Genomic DNA, 17812 nt, shown 5'->3' on the forward strand with positions numbered 1-17812 from the left:
CGCTGGGTTGCTACCGCTTGATCAGCCGGCATCCAGTTCGCGATGCCGTTTCAGGGTAGGCCACTGCCTGCCAAACGACTCAGCCAGCTTTTCCACCAGGTAAACGGAGCGGTGCTGGCCACCGGTGCAGCCGATGGCCACGGTCACATAGCTGCGGTGATCCTTCACCAGTGCCTGCAACCAGTGATCAAGGAACTTCTTGATATCCCTGAACATGTCGGCCACCTCTGCATGCGCCTTCAGGTAATCGGCAACGGCCTGGTCGCACCCTGTCAGGTGGCGAAGGTCCGGTTCGTAATGCGGGTTGGGGAGCATCCGCACGTCAAAGACGTAGTCGGCATCCAGTGGCACCCCCCGCTTGAAGGCAAATGACTCAAACACCAGCGTCAGTTGGGGTGCCGGGGCGGCGATCAGCGATTTCACATAGGCCTGCAACTGCGAGGCGCGGATCATGCTGGTGTCCAGCACATGGGATTGCTCGCGTATGTCGCCCAGCAGCTCGCGCTCCAGCTCAATGGCATCGACCAGCGCCCGGTGCTGGTCGGCCGTATCGCCGCGCGACAGCGGGTGCAGCCGGCGGGTTTCGGAAAAGCGCCGCACCAGCGTGTCGGTGCTGGCGTCTAGAAACAAGGACTGGACGGTCACGCCCTGTGCCTGCAATTGCCGCAGCTGCTGCGGAACAAGCGGCAATGATGTGGCGCTTCGCACATCCATCGCGATGGCCACTTTTCGGGGGCCGCGCTGGTGCTCGAGCGCTACAAAAGGCGTCAGCAACTCCGGTGGCAGGTTGTCCACGCAGTAATAGCCGGCGTCTTCCAGCGCGTGCAGGGCCACGGACTTGCCCGAGCCCGACATGCCGGTGATGAGTACCATTTCCAGAGCCATCATTGGCCCAGCATTTCCTTGGCATGCGCAAGCGTGGTGCCCGACAGGCGTTCACCACCCAGCATGCGGCCAACCTCCGCCACGCGCTGTTCGCCATTGACGTGGTCCACGGTGCTGACAGTCGCACCTTTTTCGGTGCGCTTGGCCACCACCAGATGCTGGTCGGCACACGCAGCGACCTGGGGCAGATGGGTCACAGCCATGACCTGCCGGTCTTTGCCCAGCTGCTTCATCAGGCGGCCAACGGTTTCAGCCACGGCGCCGCCCACGCCCGAATCAACTTCATCGAAGATCAGGGTTTGCGCCTGGCCCAGCTGGCTGGTGGTGACGGCAATGGCGAGCGCGATGCGCGACAACTCGCCGCCTGACGCGACCTTGCCGACAGGACGGGGCGTGCTGCCGCTGTGGCCGGCGACCAGGAATTCGGCCTGCTCAAGCCCATGCTGGGCAGGTTGCTCCAGCTTGCCGAGCGAGACGTCAAATTTTCCACCCTGCATGCCCAGGCCCTGCATGGCTTGTGTGATGGCCCTGGCGAGCAGGGGGGCTGCCTTGCTGCGGGACTTGGAGACCTGGCGGGCTTCTTCCATATAAGCCGAGCGGGCAAGGTGCTCATTTTTTTCCAGCTGGACCAGATCCGCCGCTTCATCGAGCCGGTGCAGGTCACTTTGCCAGGAGGCCAGCAATTCAGGCAGCTCGGCAGGCGTGCGTTTGTAACGCCTGGCCAGGCTGACCCAGAGAGACAGGCGCTCATCCAGTTCGGCCAGCCGCTGCGGCTCCAGCTCGGCATGCCTTGCATAGCCGTTCAGTGAGTGAACGGCATCTTCGACCTGCGCCAATGCGCTGTTCAAAACCTCGGCAAGCCCTTTGAATTCAGGCTCTATGTGCTCCTGATTTTGCAGTGATGAAATGGCGCGGCCGAGCAGGGCTGTGGCGTTGTCGTCGGCTTCCTGCAGGGCGTCGACGGCGGTCTGCACCGCATCGCGCAAGGCCTGGGCATTCGAAAGGCGACCGTGCTGGGCATTGAGCTCGTCCCATTCATCCACGCCCGGTGCCAGCTTTTCCAGCTCGCCGATCTGCCAGGCCAGGCGTTCGCGTTCACGCTGCAGGCTGTCCTGGGCGGCGCGCGCGTCGGTCAATGTTTTCTGGGCCGCACGCCACGCTTGCCAGCACTGGGAGAGCGTGACGGTGGACAGGTCCGCATAGGAGTCCAGCAGGCCGCGCACCGCGTCGGGGCGGGTCAGGCTCTGCCAGGCGTGCTGGCCATGGATGTCCACCAGCTGGTCGGCGATTTCCTTGAGCTGGGTGGCGGTGGCCGCGCTGCCATTGATCCAGGCCCGGCTTTTTCCCTGCGAATCAATCGTGCGGCGCAGCAGCAGGCTGCCGTCCGCCTGGAGTCCGGCCTGCTCAAGCCACGGCGCCAGGCCGGCGGGGCTGTCAAATTCCGCACTGATCTCGCAGCGCGCAGCGCCCTCACGGACCACGCCGGCATCGGCGCGTGCGCCCAGCGCCAGCTGCAGGGCGTCAATCAATATCGATTTACCGGCCCCGGTTTCCCCGGTGAGGACGGTAAATCCATCCGACAGATCCAGGTCCAGTGCATGGACGATGACAAAATCGCGAAGCGAAATGCTTTTGAGGCTCATAAGTTAAATCCGGGCCAGGAGGTCAGCCGGGGCGCTTCAGGCCACGCCTTCATTCCAGTGCAGTTTTTTGCGCAGGGTATCAAAATAACTCCATCCCTTGGGGTGCAGGAACCGCATCTGGTGCTCCGATCGCCTGACGGTGATCCGGTCGCCATGCAGCAAGGTGGCCAGCGACTGCATGTCAAAGTTGGCGCTGGCATCCCGGCCCGCCACTATTTCAATCGTAATTTCCCCCGCATCTGACAGCACGATGGGCCTGTTTGACAAGGTATGCGGGGCAATCGGAACCAGTATCCAGCCGGGGATGGACGGGTGCAGCAAGGGGCCGCCGGCGGAGAGGGCATAGGCCGTGGAGCCGGTGGGAGAAGCAATGATCAGGCCGTCAGCGCGCTGGTTGGCCACAAAGCGGCCATCGACTTCCACACGCAGCTCCACCATACCGGCGGTCGCGCCGCGATTGACCACGACGTCATTCATGGCCGTTGCGCTGAAGACGCAGCGCCCGTCGCGCACCACCTTGGCCTGCATCATCCAGCGCCGGTCTTCCTCAAACTCGCCGCGCAGCATGGGTTTGAGCGTGTCCTGGTAATCGTCAAACGAGATGTCGGTGATGAAACCGAGCCGGCCCTGGTTGATACCCACCAGCGGAATGCCAAACTGGGCCAGCAGCCGGCCGATGCCCAGCATGGTCCCGTCGCCGCCAACCACCAGGGCGAGGTCGCACTGGGCGCCTATGCCGGCCGCATCCAGCGTGGGGAACTGCGTCAGGCCGGTGTTGCTGGCGGTGTCCTGCTCAATCGCCACATCGCAGCCCTGCGTGCCCAGAAAGTGCGCAATGTCTTCCAGCGCAGAACGGGACCCCTGGGCGTGGTACTTGCCGATCAGTGCGACATGGCGAAATTGCGACTTCATCATCAAATTACATCACAACATGGTTTCGGAAGCTTCGTAGAATGTCAGTATGCTTGATGATCGTGCCCGGTTGTTGCTCAAGGCGCTGGTGGAGCGCTACATTGCTGATGGTCAGCCGGTCGGGTCGCGCACGCTGTCCAGGGCCTCCGGTCTTGAATTGTCTCCCGCCACCATACGCAATGTCATGAGCGATCTGGAGGAACTGGGCCTGATTGTCAGCCCGCATACCTCAGCCGGCCGCATTCCAACCGCCCGCGGCTACCGCCTCTTCGTCGACACCATGCTCACCACGCAGCGCGACCAGCTTTCTTCGGGGGGGCAGATCACCGCCCCCAGGCTGGCACCCGACCAACCGCAGAAAGTGATCAGCAACGCCGCCCACATGCTGTCCAGCCTGTCGCAGTTCGTCGGTGTCGTCATGGCGCCGCGCCGCACGTCGGTGTTTCGGCATATCGAGTTTTTGCGCCTGTCGGAAAAACGGTTTCTCGTGATCATCGTCTCGCCGGACGGCGACGTGCAAAACCGCGTCATCTTTACCGAGGCCGACTACACGCAGTCTCAATTGATCGAAGCCTCCAATTTCCTCAATTCGCACTATGCGGGCATGGCTATTGAAGAAGTGCGCGAGCGCCTGCAAAACGAGGTGGAAGTGCTCCGGGGCGAAATCGCCGCCCTGATGCAGGCTGCCGTCCAGGTCAGTTCCGAGGCTATCGAATCGCGTGACGAAGTGGTGGTTTCGGGCGAGCGCAACCTGCTGGCCGTCAGCGATTTCTCCAGCGACATGGGCAACCTGCGCAAGCTCTTCGATCTTTTTGAGCAGAAGGCACAGCTGATGCGCCTGCTCGACGTATCAAGCCGTGCCGAGGGTGTGCGCATTTACATTGGCGGCGAAAGCCAGGTCATTCCCTACCAGGAACTCTCGGTGGTGACGGCGCCTTACGAGGTGGACGGCCAGGTCGTGGGAACACTGGGTGTTATCGGCCCCATGCGCATGCCCTATGAAAAAATGATCCAGATTGTCGATATCACCTCCAAACTGGTCAGCACGGCCCTAAGCCACAGCAAGTAGGCCCTTACAATCTGCCTTGTTGATGGGGGGCGTTAGCTCAGTTGGTTAGAGCAGAGGACTCATAATCCTTTGGTCGTAGGTTCAAGTCCTACACGCCCTACCAGAATTTGAGAGGGACTGGCTGTCATGGTCAGTTCCTCTTTCCTTCTGGCGTAGCCAAAGCGTAGCTCTGGAACAGATTATCAAGCCTATCGGCCGCGATCTGCAAGCCCTCGGGAGCAATGTGCGCATAGCGCTCGACCATATCCAAGGTTTTCCAGCCGCCCAAACGCTGTAATTCGTGAGTTGGCGTACCTCGTTGACGGTGCCAAGAGGCCCACGTGTGACGCAGATCGTGCCATCTGAAATCCTCAATGCCGGCACGTTCAAGAGCCGCCCACCAAGCTTTTGTAGATACGTTTGAGATCGGCTTACCAGCGTAGACAAAAACATTTGTAGGGTGTTTGCCTGCCTGCTGCATCAATACGCCTAGGGCAGTTGCATTTAACGGTACAGCGTGAGGTTTTCCGTTCTTGTGCTTGTCTGCGTCAATCCAAGCGTGCCGCCGCTCCAGGTCGACTTGCGGCCATTGCAAATCCCGAACGTTTGCCTGCCGTAAACCAGTGGCAACCGAGAACAGCGCCATTGCAGCCAGATGCGGCGGCAGCTCTGCATAGAGACGATCAAACTCTGGCCGTGTGAGCGACCGAATGCGACCCTCGCTTTCACGGTAGAGCGTGACCTTTGGGACGCGGTCAATCCATTCCCATTCTTGCCAAGCCTTACGCAAAATAGAGCGTATGACAGCGAGATACCGATTGGCAGTACTGGCACTTCCGACCTTGAGCCGTGCAGCCTTGATTTTGTCGATCAGGGCGCGGTCCACTTCATCGAGGTATTTCCCCCCCGTCCAAGGGTCTAGCCATTTCAGAATGGCTCTGTCCTTGGACTGACTCCGCTTATGCGAAGTTTCCTCCAAGAACTTCAAAGTAGCCTCGTGCCAAGTCCGGCGCGGCTTTGCTCCGAGTTTTTCTTGCTCCCAGCGCTCGGCTTTAACCTTGTCGTAAACGTGTTGGGCTTTGCGCTTATCGGCAGTCCCAGAGCTTTTCTGTAGCGGGCCTCGTTCTCCCCTGATAGCTGGTAATTTGATCCACCAGTAAGGCGAATCTTTCCTTCTGTAGAGCGACATTCGGATTTCTCCTGAGTATCGGCCACAGACACACGCGCTAACGATTGTGCCACCAGATACTCGATCAATAGAGGTTCATAGAAAACCCACGTCTTGCCGATCTTGCAGGCGGGTATAACGCCTGTTCGGGCTCGTGTCTTGAGGGTTTGCGGATGGATGTGCAGAAACAGGGCTGCTTGACTTGCGGTAAGAGTGCGAAGGGCACTTGGTGCGCCATCGTTGACATGGGGTTGCACCCCATACCCCTTGTCATCAGTGAAGGAGGTCATTCAACCGCCGCAAGCGATAAACAGCGATCAAAGGGCTTTAAACGGCCCGGAACGCCTTCGCGCTGGAGAGCCTTCAAAATGTCCTCTGAAGTCCATTTGAGCTCGTTGTAGAGCACGTTCAGCAGCTTGCCGACAGCTTGCTTAGCATTGCTCACCGCCTGCAGGATGGTGACCTCAACAGCAGTCTTCATCGTCTTGATTCGGTCCTGCAGAACCGAGATGAAGGCAAGGGCAGGGTAGCTGCCTGCGAGGTACACACCTGGAGCCGTCAGCACGTCATAGGGAATCACGCGATCTTTTGCGCGCCATTCAACCTCGGCCCTAAACCAGTTACTCAACGTGTCGCCGAGCTGCTTGCCTTTTTGGTAGCCGCGAAACATCTTGCCGTTTTTGCGCCCACCCACATAGAGGGTGCAGCCTTTGCCGGTGCCTAGATCATCAATCAGCCTTCGATCTGGTTCACGTTTTCCCAATGAAAACAGGCCATCTTCAAGCCATTGCTTGCAGAGTTCCAGATTGATTGTTTTGCCTTCGTGGTCATCATGCGCAATGTCCACGCGAGTAATTTTTGCCTCCATGCGTTCCAGCCATTCGCGGAGCTTCGGCCAGTCTGTTATCGCGGCACAACCTTTGGCCGTGAGTTCGCAGTGAAGGGTGTTTTTTTGATGCTCGCCACCCCATGCAAGCTTGCCGCATCCGTGTTCGATATCGCGGGAATGCTTGTAGCCCATCCAGCCCTTGCGGTTGTCGTCATAGCCGAAAAATCCGCTGAGCGAATGAAATTCCAGAATGAACCACATCAAGGGGTCACTGTCGCCCAAGTCGGCGATATTGATGGTGAAGCCTAGCCAGTCAACGTGCGCCAATTGCTGCGTCGAGCAAGGCGACTTCGTTGGGATGGATATTTGATTTTGTGTTGTGTTGGAGGGAAAGAAATTTCCCCCCGTAGTTACTACATGGGGGGAACCTGCGTCTTGTGACGCAGGGCAGTCGTCGGATGCGAACATGGAAACTCCAGGGCATAGCGTTGCACGCACGACACCGAACGTTCCTAGTGGAACGGAAAGCAACGTGTACGAGGTGCAGGGACTACGCGGAAGAAACCGCTCCTGCTAAGTCTGGCCTGAAGAATGGCCCGCTAGGTGCGCCCCGGAGAAGGCGCGAATGAAAGGATTTGAGCGTAGCTACTGAAAGTTGTCAAGCTACGTAGCGGATTTGCTACACCGGGCAAGCGTCCCCGCTACGCGGGGCCCCTCTTGCCCGGTGTGGCAAACCTCATTTTTTGTCTGAAATCTTGATGCCAAACTGCTTTTCAATTTCCGCTATGGCAGACCTCAACGCCAGCGAGGGCATATTGAATGGCCCTGTAGACATGCCTTGTTTATCAACGAGAACATCAACGCACCAATCCCCGGTCAACAACTTATCACCGTCAGAGTAGGGCCGTGACAAGGTGATTGAGATATCTCGTAAGTCGTCCAGATTGTCAGTAATGGAGTCCGGTCCTGTGTCTTGGAAATCCTCTTCTCGCAATGCATCTTTTCTTTGACTCATTGAAGCACCTCTTCATTTACAACCCGATCAATATACGCGGAGATCTCTGGGGCCGCTTCACGAGATACCTGTTCCAAATGGCACCGTTGCCCAAGGTTCTCAAGCCATGCAACCACATCTGGCCGAGGTGGGTCGCATGCTTCTGCAATAACAACTAACCAAGCGCATGCAGCAGCTGTTGTTTCTAAGGTATCTTTACTCACTTTTTTCAGTGACATACGTAGCTCCTTCGTAGCGTCAGACAGCAAGTTAGAACTACGCTTGGTACCCGGTTAAGACGTGCGTGTGTCTGTAGACCGTGGGTCAGGGCGGGCAAAAAATTAGGGGTTCGCACTCATAATCCTTTGGTCGTTGGTTCAAGTCCAACACGCCCTACCAGTGCATTTGCGCCTCAGCCCCGGTTCCGGGTCTGGGGCGTTTCTACAAGCAGGGCCTCTTCTACAAAGCTGGATATCGCGGAGCCAGGTTTCGGTTGCCCGATTACTTCGCCCAGGAGGGGGTAAAACCCGAGCGCGAGGTGCGGGCGAATATCACGGAGGGACTCTCGTTCACATCCACCACGAACGGTTCCACAAACCTTCGACCGCGCGACAGGAAGACCAGTTCGAAGTTCCGTCGTATGGACGGTGAAACATGGGGCTCTTTGCGTTGCCCTACGGACTTGCAATCGTAGGTATACGCCACCCCAAAGGGCGTCCATTCCTCGGGAACCGCCCTGGCGCCCCGGTTGATGCAAACCTTGCTTTCTTCCCATTCGATACTTTCCAGCTTGTCGTCGACAAGAGTGCTGGAGATATAACTTTCCTGAAGCGACAACCGGTTCCCCACCATCTCCAAAGTCCGCAGGTTGCCGTTAAAGGAAAAGTCGGTAAGCACATGGGCATAGAGCGGAGGTTTGCCCTCGTCGGCCGCGGCGACGGCCACGCGAAGGAGGCCTGCCAGCGCCGTCAGTTCCTGCTGTTTCCCGGGGGTGCTGTCGTTTCGTGTGGTCGCTACCGCGCAAAGATTGAAGCCGCCGGAGGTCACCGTGCATTCGTACTCCCGTGAACGCGTGGCAGATATCGACACCATGGTCAGGACGCCTTCAAGGGTCCCGCGGTAGCCCATCTTTGGGCGGATGCCCGAAAGCCTCGTTGACTCCAGGAGCTTTCTGGTGACTTGTTCTGACAACACAGGCTTGAGTTCTTCAGGCAACGCCACGGTACTCGCGACCTCGCGCTGGGCCAGGGCCGGAGTGCTCCAAAAAGCTGATGCTGTCCACAGGATCGCCGAGGCAGAAAATATCGCGAGGGCAGCGCGGGCTTTCTGCGGCGACCCCAACTGTTTGACGTGACGCATAGGAGTACTCTCAAAGCTCAAAGTCGGAGCCGCAAGTTTTTAATTGTGACGGCACTACCATTTAAATATTACTCCCAGGTTCGCCGTTTCCTGGGAGTTCGTCCTGCAGCCATCAACGTACAGAAAAAGAAAGGGCTTGCAACACAAGGACAAACGGGACAAGCGGGACAGACGGGACAAGAGCTGCAAGCCGTTATGTCCAGACTGCCCGGATCATCGCGGCAGCGGTGGCATGTCGAGCGTCACGAGGGCAGGGCCGTTGCGTGTTGCTCCCAGTGTGGCCTGACGCGCTGCCGTCGACTGCAGGATCAGACCCTCTTCGACTTCACTGCCCACACGAAATGGCCGCGCAGGCTTGCCGTCGATGGCGATCAGTGCGGCGCCGCCGCCAGGGGAGCCGGCCACTACGCCATGCAGGGAAAACCGGCTGGCAAGGCTGACTTGTGGTGAGGGTGTTGGGGCTGCTGCGCCCAGCACGCGCGCGACGGCCAGCGGATCGAGGGACGCGGGGCTCGCTGCGGTGACGGGCACCGGCTCGGCCATACCGCGTCCGGGGGCCAGTCGCAGTCCCCAGTACACCAGGCTCGCAGCAGCGAGTGCCCAGACTACCAGCGTAATGGCCCGCAAGCCCAGCCTGCTTTGTGAAAGTATTACCACGCTGAGATTATGATGGAAGCACACTGGTCTACCGACATGCCAACCATGACCTCTCTCAAGTTTTTCGCGCGCCGTAGCCTGCAGGCTGGCTTCACCCTGATTGAGCTGATGGTCGTTCTGGTCATCATCGGTGTGCTGGCGGCGCTGATTGTTCCCAATGTGCTGGACCGTGCCGATGATGCGCGTGTCATGGCGGCCAGAACCGATGTGAACAACCTGAGCCAGGCGCTCAGGCTCTACAAGCTGGACAACCAGCGCATGCCCACCGCCGAGCAGGGCCTGCAGGCGCTGATCGTCAAGCCCACGAGCGGGCCGATTCCGGCCAACTGGAAATCCTACGTGGAAAAGCTGCCCAACGATCCCTGGGGCCGTCCTTACCAGTACCTCAACCCCGGCATCAAAGGGGAAGTCGATGTCATGTCTCTGGGGGCCGACGGCCAGGCCGGCGGTGAAGGCAAAGATGCTGACATCGGCAGCTGGCAATAGGGATATTGCCTCCATTCCCGTCCCTGCACGTGCTGCCCCGGGAGCCCGTGCCCGCAATCCCCGCAACTGGGGGTTTACCTTGCTCGAACTCCTCGTGGTGGTGGCTATCATGGCACTGGCCACGGCCGGCGTGACGCTGGCGCTGCGCGACAACGCCCAGACCACGCTGGAGCGCGAGGCGCTGCGGCTGGCGGTCTTGTTTGAGTCGGCCCGCGCGCAGTCGCGTGCAAGCGGTGTAGCGGTGTACTGGCACACCACCGCCGAGGGTTTTCGCTTCGAAGGTCTGCCGTCCAAGGCTTTACCCGCCAGGTGGCTGGCCGAAGGCACGATGGTTCGCGGCAGCCCCAGCGTGCAGCTCGGACCCGAGCCCATCATTGGCCCGCAGGCGGTGGAACTTTTCAGCGTCAGCCAGTCTGATCGCACCCTGCGCGTCGCCACCGACGGGCTGCGTCCCTTTGCCGTTCAGGGAGCGGTCCAGCCATGACGCCGCATCGGTCTCCGCCACAGCTACAGCTACGGGCACGCCGTTCCTCGGCGGGCTTCACGTTGATCGAGGTGCTGGTGGCCCTGGGCATTGTGGCGATCGCCCTCGTGGCGGGCTTTCAGGCGACGAGCGCCCTGACCAACAACGCCTGGCGCCAGTCCGACGTTCTGCTTGCGCATTTGTGCGCGGAAAACCAGCTGGTCAAGGTTCGCCTGTCGCGGCAGATGCCCGGCATCGGCGACAGCACGGAGGCCTGCGAGCAGGCCGGACGCGGCCTGCAGGTCACGCTGTCGGTGCAGCCCACACCCAACCCCGAATTCCGGCGCGTGGATGCGCAGGTGAGCGACGGCAACACGCCGATCCTCCAGCTGTCCACGGTGGTGACGCGCTATTGATCTATTGAGCTATGCAGGCGGACCCCATGCGAACCCAAGCCCGAAGCAGCGGCTTTACCTTGATCGAAGTGCTGGTGGCCATCACGGTCATGGCGCTGCTGGCCGTGCTCAGCTGGCGCGGCCTCGACGGGATGGCGCGCGCGCAGGCCCAGACCAGCCAGCGTGCCGACGAGGTGCTGACACTGCAGGCCGGCCTTGCGCAATGGAAAGTCGATCTGGATGCGCTGGCCCAGCTGCCCCGTGTGAGCAACCTGGATTGGGATGGCCGCGTGCTACGCATGACGCGGCGCACGGCCTCGGGCGGCGAGGGCGTGCTGGTGGTGGCATGGACCCGCCGCATCGATGCGGCTGGGGGGCAGTGGCTGCGCTGGCAGTCGCCGGTGCTGAGTACCGCAGCCGACTGGAACGAGTCCTGGAGCCGGGCGGCGCTTTGGGCGCAAAACGCCAGCACCGAGGATCGCGCGCGCGAAGTGCCTGTGACGCCGCTGGAAGACTGGCAACTCTTTTATTTCCGCAGCGACGCGTGGACCAATCCGCAGTCCAGCGACGGTAGCCGGGGGACGGCCATGACCCCGCCGGCGGCCGCGCAGCCCGTGTCCCAGCAGACTGTTGTGCCCGACGGCATCCGCCTGGTGCTGACCCTGCCGCCCGGTCAGGCGATCAGTGGCAAGCTCACCGTTGACTGGGTGCGCCCAACTTTCGGAAGCGAGAAGTCTTGATGCCCCCACGCTTGTCACTGCGTGTACTGCGCGAGGCCTTGCAGGCCGCGGCTCGCGAGACGCTTCGCCTCTGTCGCCCGTCCAAGCCTGCGCAGGCAGGCTTGGAGCCCCGGGGCTCCAGCCCCTCGGGGCCGCTGCGCCTGCGGTCTGGCGAAGCCAGTCCCGCGGCCCCTGCTGGGGTGGAGAGCCTCCACGGTTGCTTACTGCGCCTGCGGTCTGGCCCTTCGACAGGCTCAGGACAGGCCAAGGCCGGTCCCGCGGCCCCGGCTGGAGGGAAGAGCCTCCACGCTCGCTCACTGCGTATAGCGCTCGAGTCGGGTGCGGCGCTTCTGAGTGCCATGCTCACCGTGACACTGGTGGCTACCTTTGCCGCGGCGGCGCTCTGGCAGCAGTGGCGCAGTGTGGAAGTGGAGGCGGCTGAGCGTGCCCGGGTGCAGTCGGCATGGATTCTGACGGGCGCCCTGGACTGGACGCGCCTGATCCTGCGTGAGGATGCCCGTGCGGGCGGGGCTGACCATCTGGCTGAGCCGTGGGCCGTGCCCTTGAATGAAGCGCGGCTGTCGAGCTTTCTGGCCATTGACAAGAATGCCAGCGAAACCGAGCGCGAAGCGTTTCTCTCCGGCCAGGTGAGCGACTTGCAGGGCAGGCTCAACGTGATCAACCTGGTTGCAGGCAACGCGATTTCGGAACCCGCCATGGCCAGCTTTGGCCGGCTGTTCGAGTTGCTGGGTTTGCCGGTCCAGCAGTTGAATACCCTGGCCAGCCAATTGCTGCAGGTCTCACAGGCCGGCGCTCAGGCGGCTACCCAGCAGACACCCCTGATGCCCCAGCGGGTCGAGCAGCTGGTCTGGCTGGGGCTTGCTCCCGAGACGCTTGCCGCGCTGGAACCCTACATCACGTTGCTGCCCGTGCGCACCCCCGTCAACCTCAATACCGCCAGCGCTGAAGTTATTTACGCCAGCACACCCGGGCTGGAGATGGCCGAAGCGCAAAAACTGGTGGCCGCGCGTGCGCGCAACCACTTTCGAACGCTGGCCGATGCCAATCAGCAACACAGTGGCCCAAGCGGCGCGTTCAATGACGGGCAGCATGCGGTGGCCTCCCGGTTTTTCGAAGTACGCGGCAGATTGCGGCTCGACCAGACCGAAGTCCAGGAGCGTTCAGTGCTGCAGCGCGACGGCCTGACGGTGCGCACGCTCTGGCGCGACCGGGGCGTCGTCACGGTGGCAGACGTGGCCCGCCGCTGAGATGCCGAGAAGAATTGCATCCATTGCATCCGGCCGCGGTCGGGGGTACGTTGAGGGTACGTTGGGGTCGTTGGGGTATTCATAGTAAAACGCTACCCTACAATGAAATGAACCGGGGTCTTTGCCCATGAGCACACTGATCGTTTACCTACCCTTGGCGGCACCCGGTGCCGCGGCGAGCTATGACTATGTACGCACGCACGACGGTCGAACGATGACGGACCACGCCAGTGTGCCGCTGGCCCTGCTGCCGGCTGCCGAGCGTGGCGGCGAGGTGATCGCCGTCGTGCCCGTGGGACTGTTGTCGTGGCACTTGGTCGAATTGCCCAAAGGCGTTGGCATGGGCTCACCGCGACTGCGGTCCATCCTGGAAGGCCTGCTCGAAGACCGGCTGCTGGACGAGCCGGAGCAACTGCATCTGGCACTGGCGCCGGGTGCCGTTGCTGGCGGACGGGCCTGGGTTGCTGTTTGCGACAAGCAGTGGCTGCGTGGGCACCTGCAGGCACTGGAACTCGCGCAACGCCCGGTCACCCGCATCGTGCCGGAGTTTTCCCCCGCGACGGGCCCTCTGTACCTGCACGCTGTGGGTGAGGCCGACCTGCCGCGGCTGCTGGTTACCGGCGACGTTGCAGCGGGCGTGATGCTGCTTCCCCTGAACGTCGCAGCACTGACCCTGATCCCGGTCACCAGTGAATCCGATGAAGAGCTTCAGGCCCTGGCTGAACCCGGCGTGGCCGCGCTGGCCGAGCAGGTGCTTCAGCGCAAGGTCGGCGTGATGACCCGGCCCCAGCGCTGGCTCGAGGCCGCCCGCTCACCCTGGGACCTGGCGCAGTTTGAGCTGGCCTCGTCGAGCCGCGCTCGCACGGTCAAACGCCTATTCAGTGTGCTCCGCGAGCTATGGCAATCGCCTGCCTGGCGACCGGCGCGGTGGGGCGCTGCATTGCTGCTGCTGGTCAATCTGGTCGGGCTGAACGCCTGGGCCTGGAAAGAGCAGTCAGCACTGCAGGCCCGGCGTGCTGCCGTCAGGGACACCCTGACGCAGACCTTTCCGCATGTCAGGGTGGTGGTCGATGCGCCGCTGCAAATGGAACGTGAGGTGGCGGCGTTGCGGCAGGCCACCGGAGCCGCCTCCGGGCGGGATCTGGAGGCCATTCTGGCGGCTCTGGGCACGACCATGGCTCCTGGCCGGACTGCGGGCGCCATTGAATTCGTGGCGGGCGAGGCCCGCATCAAGGGCCTGCAACTCGGTCCCGAGGAAGCGTCCAGCCTGTCCGTCCAACTCAAGGGCCAGGGCTACAGCGCGCGGGCGGAAGGCGACACCATGTTCATCAAGCAGGAGCTGGCCCCATGAAAATCGCCGATGCCCTGGTCCCTCTTCAGGCGCGCTGGCATGCACTTGGCCAACGCGAGCAAACCTTGCTCCGCAGCGTCGCGTTGCTGGTCGGGCTGGCATTGCTCTGGTGGGTGCTGATGGTGCCCCCGTTGCGCACCTTGCGCCAGGCTGAGGCGCAGCAGCGTAGCCTGGATGCGCAGTGGCAGAAAATGCAGGGCCTGCGGGTGCAGGCTCAGGCCCTGCAGGCGCAGCCCAGGATCAGCCGTGATGATGCGCTGCGCGCTCTCCAGGCTTCGGTGAAGCTTCTGGGCGCGTCTGCGCAGCTGAGTGTGGTGGGCGACCGCGCCACCGTCACGCTGCGCAACACGCCGGCCGACGCTTTGGCCCAGTGGTTGGCCCAGGCGCGTGCAAATGCGGGCGCCATACCGGATGAGGCGCGCCTGGTGCGCAATGCGTCCAACCCGGCCGGTCCGGCCGTGTGGGACGGCATGCTGGTACTGAGGCTTCCGGTGCAGTAGGCCGGTCCCGTTTCATTCGGTCATCTCCCTGCTTCACGTCTTCAAGCCTTCAAGCCAAGCCTGAACCCCACCGTGTTGCGCCCCCGAGCTTCCTCCCGCCATCCTGCCGAAGTTGCACCATGGCGCTGGGCGCTTTCGGGCGCCTTGATCGGGTTGGTTACGGCTTTACTCGTGTACGCGCCGGCGGCCTGGCTGGCTGCGGCCGTGTCCGGGGCCACCTTGGGGCGGGTTGAATTGATTGAGGCGCGCGGTACGGTCTGGACCGGTTCGGCCAGGCTGCTGCTGACGGGGGGTGCCGGCAGCCGCGACAGCGCTATTCTGCCGGGGCGTGTGGACTGGCATCTGCGTCCCAGCTTGTTGGCCCTGAACCTGCAAGTGACCGCCGACTGCTGCACGCCCACGCCGCTGCGGGGGCGACTGGCCCCGCGCCGGGGCGGGGTGATCCTGCAGGTGGCCGATGGCGCAACGCAATGGCCGGCGGCCATCCTGGCGGGGTTGGGTACCCCCTGGAACACCGTACAGGCCGAGGGCAGCCTGCGGCTCGTAACGCAAAACCTTTCCCTGGAATGGACTGGAGGCCGGACGGCGGTGTCGGGGCGCGCGGAGCTGACGGCGCTGAGCCTGTCGTCGCGCCTGTCTACCCTCAAACCCATGGGGAGTTACCGCATGACCCTCATCGGAGGTAACACAACCTCACTGGAACTTGCTACGCTCGAGGGAAACCTGCAATTAAGTGGCAATGGGCGCTGGGTGGGTTCACATCTGCGTTTTGAGGGGGTTGCCAGCGCCCAGCCTGAGCATGAAGCGGCACTGGCCAACCTGCTGAACATCATCGGGCGCCGTGACGGTAGTCGTTCCATCATTACCTGGGGTTAAGAAGTATGACAAACATCCAGACCCAAGCCCATGTGCTCTCAACCCTGGCCACATTGCCCAGGTTTCCGATCGCTGTCGTTTCGATTGCGGCTTGTGTTCTTTTTGCAGGGGATGGAAGGCCATTGCATGCCCAAACACCGCGAACCAGCCCGGCGCCGGGCAATGGCGCAACGCGGCCGGGCGGCCCGGTCACCCTGAATTTTGCCAACGCGGAAATCGAAGCCGTGGCACGCACCATGGCGGTCATTACCGGCCGCAATGTGGTGGTGGATCCGCGTGTCAAGGGCACGATGACGCTGGTGACCACCTCGCCGGTGACGCCGGCGCAGGCGCTGCGGCAGTTTTCCGCGCAATTGCGGACGCAGGGCTTCGCGCTGGTGGAGTCCGCCGGCCTGTACCTCGTGGTGCCGGAGGCGGATGCCAAGCTGCAAAGCGGCACCGTGTCCGCCGGTCGCGTGCCGCCCGCGAGCGGGCAGATCCTCACCCAGATTTTCCGGCTCAATCACGAGACGGCCAACAATCTGGTGCCGGTATTGCGCCCGTTGATCAGCCCGAACAACACCATCAATGTGAACCCGGGGAACAATTCGCTGATCATCACTGATTACGCCGACAACCTGCAGCGCATCGGCACCATCATCGCGGCCCTCGATGTGGCGAATGCCACGGGCGTGGAGGTCATCCGCCTGCAGCACGCCATCGCCACCGACCTGGCACCGCTGGTTTCCCGCCTTATCGACTCCGCAGGCCCCGGGGGCGTCGTTCCGGGCCAGGCCGACACGTCCTTCAGGACGACGCTGTTGGCCGAACCGCGCAGCAACTCGCTGATCGTGCGCGCCGCCAATCCGGCGCGCCTGGCGTTGGTCAGGACGCTGGTGGAAAGGCTCGATCAGGCTGCGCTCGGTGCTACCAGCGCGGATCCTGCCAGCGGCAATATTTATGTGGTTTACCTGAAGAACGCCGATGCCACCAAGCTGGCGACCACCTTGCGGGCCGCCATGGCGGCAAACACCCTCGGCGCCATTGCGGCGGGCCCCGTGGTAACCGGTGCCCCGCTGCCTGGTCCCGGATCAGTCGTAGCGGCAGGCGCCGCAACCGCCACCCTCACCAGCAGCCAGCCATCCACCGGCGGGCAGATCCAGGCCGACCCGTCCACCAACTCATTGATCATCACCGCGCCCGAGCCGCTATATCGCCAGCTGCGTGCGGTGATCGACAAACTTGACGCGCGGCGCGCCCAGGTCTTCGTTGAAAGCCTGATCGCCGAGGTCAATGCCGACAAGGCTGCCGAGTTTGGCATCCAGTTCCAGGGCGCGCTGGGTAAAAAGGGCGACAACAACATTGGCCTGCTGGGTACCAACTTCAACGTCGGCGGGACCAATATCATCACCCTCGCCACCCAGGCTGCCGCCGGCGTCATCGCGCCGTCCACGGGGGCCAACCTTGGCGTGGCGCACCTGACCAACGGCGTGTATGTGCTGGGATTCCTGGCGCGATTCCTGGAGGCCAACGGCGCCGGCAATATCCTTTCGACTCCCAACCTGCTGACGCTGGACAACGAGGAGGCGCGTATCGTGATTGGTCAGAACGTGCCGTTTATCACCGGCCAGTACACCAACGCCAACACCAGTGCCGGTTCAGTCAATCCGTTCCAGACCATCGAACGAAAAGATGTGGGCCTGACGCTGCGGGTAAAACCCCAGATCAGTGAAAACGGCACCGTGAAAATGCAGATCTTCCAGGAAGTCAGCAGCGTGCAGCCTTCATCGATCAACTCCGCAACCGGCCTGATCACCAACAAGCGATCGATCGAGTCCAACGTGCTGGTGGATGATGGCGCCATCGTGGTGCTGGGTGGCCTGCTGCAGGACGAATACTCGGGAAACGTGGAAAAAGTGCCGGGCCTGGGTGATATTCCGATACTGGGTCACCTGTTCAAGGGGGAGACACGCTCGCGCAAAAAGACCAACCTGATGGTGTTCCTGCGGCCGGTGGTGGTACGCGATGCGCCGTCCACCGAAAGCCTGTCCATGGACCGCTATGACCTGATGCGAGCCGCGCAAAAAGATGCCCAGCCCGCGTCCAGCGTGGTGGTGCCTGTCAATGAGTCAGCGGTGCTGCCGCCGCTGCGTCCGGCTGCCGCAAGCTCCGTCGTGCCGCCTGCCGCACCACCAGAGGCACCGCCGGCAGTGCCGACTCTTACCCCGCGGCCCGTCGCAACCCCGCCCGTACCCGCCCGGGGCCAGTAAACCCGGACCA

19 protein-coding genes, 1 tRNA gene and 1 pseudogene are annotated in these 17812 nt (G+C 62.1%); 11 read left to right on the top strand and 10 right to left on the bottom strand.

Annotation, left to right across the window (positions count from 1 at the left end; genetic code table 11):
* Positions 1-21: 21 nt before the first annotated feature.
* Genes rapZ through AC1DS5_RS17470 form a run of 3 tightly spaced genes read right to left on the bottom strand, consistent with a single transcriptional unit; the run spans position 22 to position 3440 of the window.
* Positions 22-888: an RNase adapter RapZ gene (gene rapZ, locus AC1DS5_RS17460; RefSeq protein WP_477719513.1), complete on the bottom strand. Its 867-nt coding sequence runs from the start codon at positions 886-888 to the stop codon at positions 22-24.
* Positions 885-2528 (bottom strand): DNA repair protein RecN, encoded by a 1644-nt coding sequence (gene recN / locus AC1DS5_RS17465; RefSeq protein WP_477719514.1) that lies wholly within the window; start codon positions 2526-2528, stop codon positions 885-887. Before recN ends, rapZ begins: the two co-directional genes overlap by 4 nt.
* A gap of 36 nt (positions 2529-2564) precedes the next feature.
* Complete coding sequence (locus tag AC1DS5_RS17470) at positions 2565-3440, bottom strand: NAD kinase (protein WP_477719549.1); 876 nt, start codon at positions 3438-3440, stop codon at positions 2565-2567.
* Positions 3441-3489: 49 nt separating this feature from the next.
* On the opposite strand from AC1DS5_RS17470, the gene hrcA reads away from it, so the two are divergent.
* Both hrcA and AC1DS5_RS17480 read left to right on the top strand, forming a co-directional pair.
* On the top strand, positions 3490-4509 hold the full coding sequence (gene hrcA, locus AC1DS5_RS17475) for a heat-inducible transcriptional repressor HrcA (protein ID WP_477719515.1): 1020 nt from the start codon (positions 3490-3492) through the stop codon (positions 4507-4509).
* Between the two features lie 26 nt (positions 4510-4535).
* Positions 4536-4612: transfer RNA gene (locus tag AC1DS5_RS17480), tRNA-Ile, on the top strand.
* A 27-nt stretch (positions 4613-4639) separates the two neighbouring features.
* Here the strand turns inward: AC1DS5_RS17480 and AC1DS5_RS17485 are convergent.
* The 7 genes and pseudogenes from AC1DS5_RS17485 to AC1DS5_RS17515 form a co-directional block, all read right to left on the bottom strand.
* Positions 4640-5677 carry a tyrosine-type recombinase/integrase gene (locus AC1DS5_RS17485; protein WP_477719516.1) on the bottom strand — a complete coding sequence of 346 codons (1038 nt, stop codon included), beginning with the start codon at positions 5675-5677 and terminating at the stop codon, positions 4640-4642.
* 65 nt (positions 5678-5742) lie between these two features.
* Positions 5743-5946, bottom strand: a pseudogene (locus tag AC1DS5_RS17490) (helix-turn-helix domain-containing protein); the annotation flags it as partial.
* Positions 5943-6953, bottom strand: a complete 1011-nt coding sequence (locus AC1DS5_RS17495) for a replication initiation factor domain-containing protein (RefSeq protein ID WP_477719517.1) — start codon at positions 6951-6953, stop codon at positions 5943-5945. The gene AC1DS5_RS17495 and the pseudogene AC1DS5_RS17490, both read right to left, overlap by 4 nt.
* A 268-nt stretch (positions 6954-7221) precedes the next feature.
* Positions 7222-7500, bottom strand: coding sequence for a hypothetical protein (locus tag AC1DS5_RS17500; protein WP_477719518.1), 279 nt, complete (start codon positions 7498-7500; stop codon positions 7222-7224).
* Entirely contained in the window at positions 7497-7718 is a 222-nt protein-coding gene (locus AC1DS5_RS17505; protein WP_477719519.1) for a hypothetical protein, read from the bottom strand. The genes AC1DS5_RS17500 and AC1DS5_RS17505 overlap by 4 nt, the downstream gene beginning before the upstream one ends.
* A 262-nt stretch (positions 7719-7980) precedes the next feature.
* A complete protein-coding gene (locus AC1DS5_RS17510) occupies positions 7981-8838 on the bottom strand; it encodes a hypothetical protein (protein ID WP_477719520.1) in 858 nt (285 codons plus the stop codon).
* Positions 8839-9051: 213 nt separating this feature from the next.
* Positions 9052-9495 carry a type II secretion system protein N gene (locus AC1DS5_RS17515; RefSeq protein WP_477719521.1) on the bottom strand — a complete coding sequence of 148 codons (444 nt, stop codon included), beginning with the start codon at positions 9493-9495 and terminating at the stop codon, positions 9052-9054.
* Between the two features lie 45 nt (positions 9496-9540).
* Between AC1DS5_RS17515 and gspG the strand changes: the two genes are divergently transcribed.
* The 9 genes from gspG (at position 9541) to gspD (ending at position 17802) form a co-directional block, all read left to right on the top strand.
* Complete coding sequence (gene gspG, locus AC1DS5_RS17520) at positions 9541-9981, top strand: type II secretion system major pseudopilin GspG (protein WP_477719522.1); 441 nt, start codon at positions 9541-9543, stop codon at positions 9979-9981.
* Positions 9956-10465: a prepilin-type N-terminal cleavage/methylation domain-containing protein gene (locus AC1DS5_RS17525; RefSeq protein WP_477719523.1), complete on the top strand. Its 510-nt coding sequence runs from the start codon at positions 9956-9958 to the stop codon at positions 10463-10465. The genes gspG and AC1DS5_RS17525 overlap by 26 nt, the downstream gene beginning before the upstream one ends.
* Entirely contained in the window at positions 10462-10860 is a 399-nt protein-coding gene (gspI, locus tag AC1DS5_RS17530; protein ID WP_477719524.1) for a type II secretion system minor pseudopilin GspI, read from the top strand. The genes AC1DS5_RS17525 and gspI overlap by 4 nt, the downstream gene beginning before the upstream one ends.
* Positions 10861-10886: 26 nt before the next feature.
* Positions 10887-11579, top strand: coding sequence for a PulJ/GspJ family protein (locus AC1DS5_RS17535; protein ID WP_477719525.1), 693 nt, complete (start codon positions 10887-10889; stop codon positions 11577-11579).
* Between the two features lie 302 nt (positions 11580-11881).
* Complete coding sequence (gene gspK / locus AC1DS5_RS17540; protein ID WP_477719550.1) at positions 11882-12826, top strand: type II secretion system minor pseudopilin GspK; 945 nt, start codon at positions 11882-11884, stop codon at positions 12824-12826.
* Between the two features lie 127 nt (positions 12827-12953).
* Positions 12954-14177: a type II secretion system protein GspL gene (gene gspL, locus AC1DS5_RS17545; RefSeq protein WP_477719526.1), complete on the top strand. Its 1224-nt coding sequence runs from the start codon at positions 12954-12956 to the stop codon at positions 14175-14177.
* Positions 14174-14677 carry a type II secretion system protein GspM gene (gspM, locus tag AC1DS5_RS17550; RefSeq protein ID WP_477719527.1) on the top strand — a complete coding sequence of 168 codons (504 nt, stop codon included), beginning with the start codon at positions 14174-14176 and terminating at the stop codon, positions 14675-14677. The genes gspL and gspM overlap by 4 nt, the downstream gene beginning before the upstream one ends.
* Positions 14678-14749: 72 nt before the next feature.
* Positions 14750-15553: a type II secretion system protein N gene (gene gspN, locus AC1DS5_RS17555; RefSeq protein WP_477719528.1), complete on the top strand. Its 804-nt coding sequence runs from the start codon at positions 14750-14752 to the stop codon at positions 15551-15553.
* A gap of 5 nt (positions 15554-15558) precedes the next feature.
* The gene (gspD, locus tag AC1DS5_RS17560; RefSeq protein WP_477719529.1) at positions 15559-17802 is read left to right on the top strand and encodes a type II secretion system secretin GspD; all 2244 of its coding nucleotides are present in this window, start codon (positions 15559-15561) and stop codon (positions 17800-17802) included.
* Positions 17803-17812 lie beyond the last annotated feature (10 nt).

The sequence above is a fragment of the Polaromonas sp. P4_H1 genome, from assembly GCF_056400945.1.

Excerpts from the sequence above, each read along its gene's own strand:
- rapZ (WP_477719513.1), bottom strand. The coding sequence starts at position 888 with ATGATGGCTCTGGAAATGGTACTCATCACCGGCATGTCGGGCTCGGGC.
- recN (WP_477719514.1), bottom strand. The coding sequence starts at position 2,528 with ATGAGCCTCAAAAGCATTTCGCTTCGCGATTTTGTCATCGTCCATGCA.
- AC1DS5_RS17470 (WP_477719549.1), bottom strand. The coding sequence starts at position 3,440 with ATGAAGTCGCAATTTCGCCATGTCGCACTGATCGGCAAGTACCACGCC.
- hrcA (WP_477719515.1), top strand. The coding sequence starts at position 3,490 with ATGCTTGATGATCGTGCCCGGTTGTTGCTCAAGGCGCTGGTGGAGCGC.
- AC1DS5_RS17485 (WP_477719516.1), bottom strand. The coding sequence starts at position 5,677 with ATGTCGCTCTACAGAAGGAAAGATTCGCCTTACTGGTGGATCAAATTA.
- AC1DS5_RS17495 (WP_477719517.1), bottom strand. The coding sequence starts at position 6,953 with ATGTTCGCATCCGACGACTGCCCTGCGTCACAAGACGCAGGTTCCCCC.
- AC1DS5_RS17500 (WP_477719518.1), bottom strand. The coding sequence starts at position 7,500 with ATGAGTCAAAGAAAAGATGCATTGCGAGAAGAGGATTTCCAAGACACA.
- AC1DS5_RS17505 (WP_477719519.1), bottom strand. The coding sequence starts at position 7,718 with ATGTCACTGAAAAAAGTGAGTAAAGATACCTTAGAAACAACAGCTGCT.
- AC1DS5_RS17510 (WP_477719520.1), bottom strand. The coding sequence starts at position 8,838 with ATGCGTCACGTCAAACAGTTGGGGTCGCCGCAGAAAGCCCGCGCTGCC.
- gspG (WP_477719522.1), top strand. The coding sequence starts at position 9,541 with ATGACCTCTCTCAAGTTTTTCGCGCGCCGTAGCCTGCAGGCTGGCTTC.
- AC1DS5_RS17525 (WP_477719523.1), top strand. The coding sequence starts at position 9,956 with ATGCTGACATCGGCAGCTGGCAATAGGGATATTGCCTCCATTCCCGTC.
- gspI (WP_477719524.1), top strand. The coding sequence starts at position 10,462 with ATGACGCCGCATCGGTCTCCGCCACAGCTACAGCTACGGGCACGCCGT.
- AC1DS5_RS17535 (WP_477719525.1), top strand. The coding sequence starts at position 10,887 with ATGCGAACCCAAGCCCGAAGCAGCGGCTTTACCTTGATCGAAGTGCTG.
- gspL (WP_477719526.1), top strand. The coding sequence starts at position 12,954 with ATGAGCACACTGATCGTTTACCTACCCTTGGCGGCACCCGGTGCCGCG.
- gspM (WP_477719527.1), top strand. The coding sequence starts at position 14,174 with ATGAAAATCGCCGATGCCCTGGTCCCTCTTCAGGCGCGCTGGCATGCA.
- gspD (WP_477719529.1), top strand. The coding sequence starts at position 15,559 with ATGACAAACATCCAGACCCAAGCCCATGTGCTCTCAACCCTGGCCACA.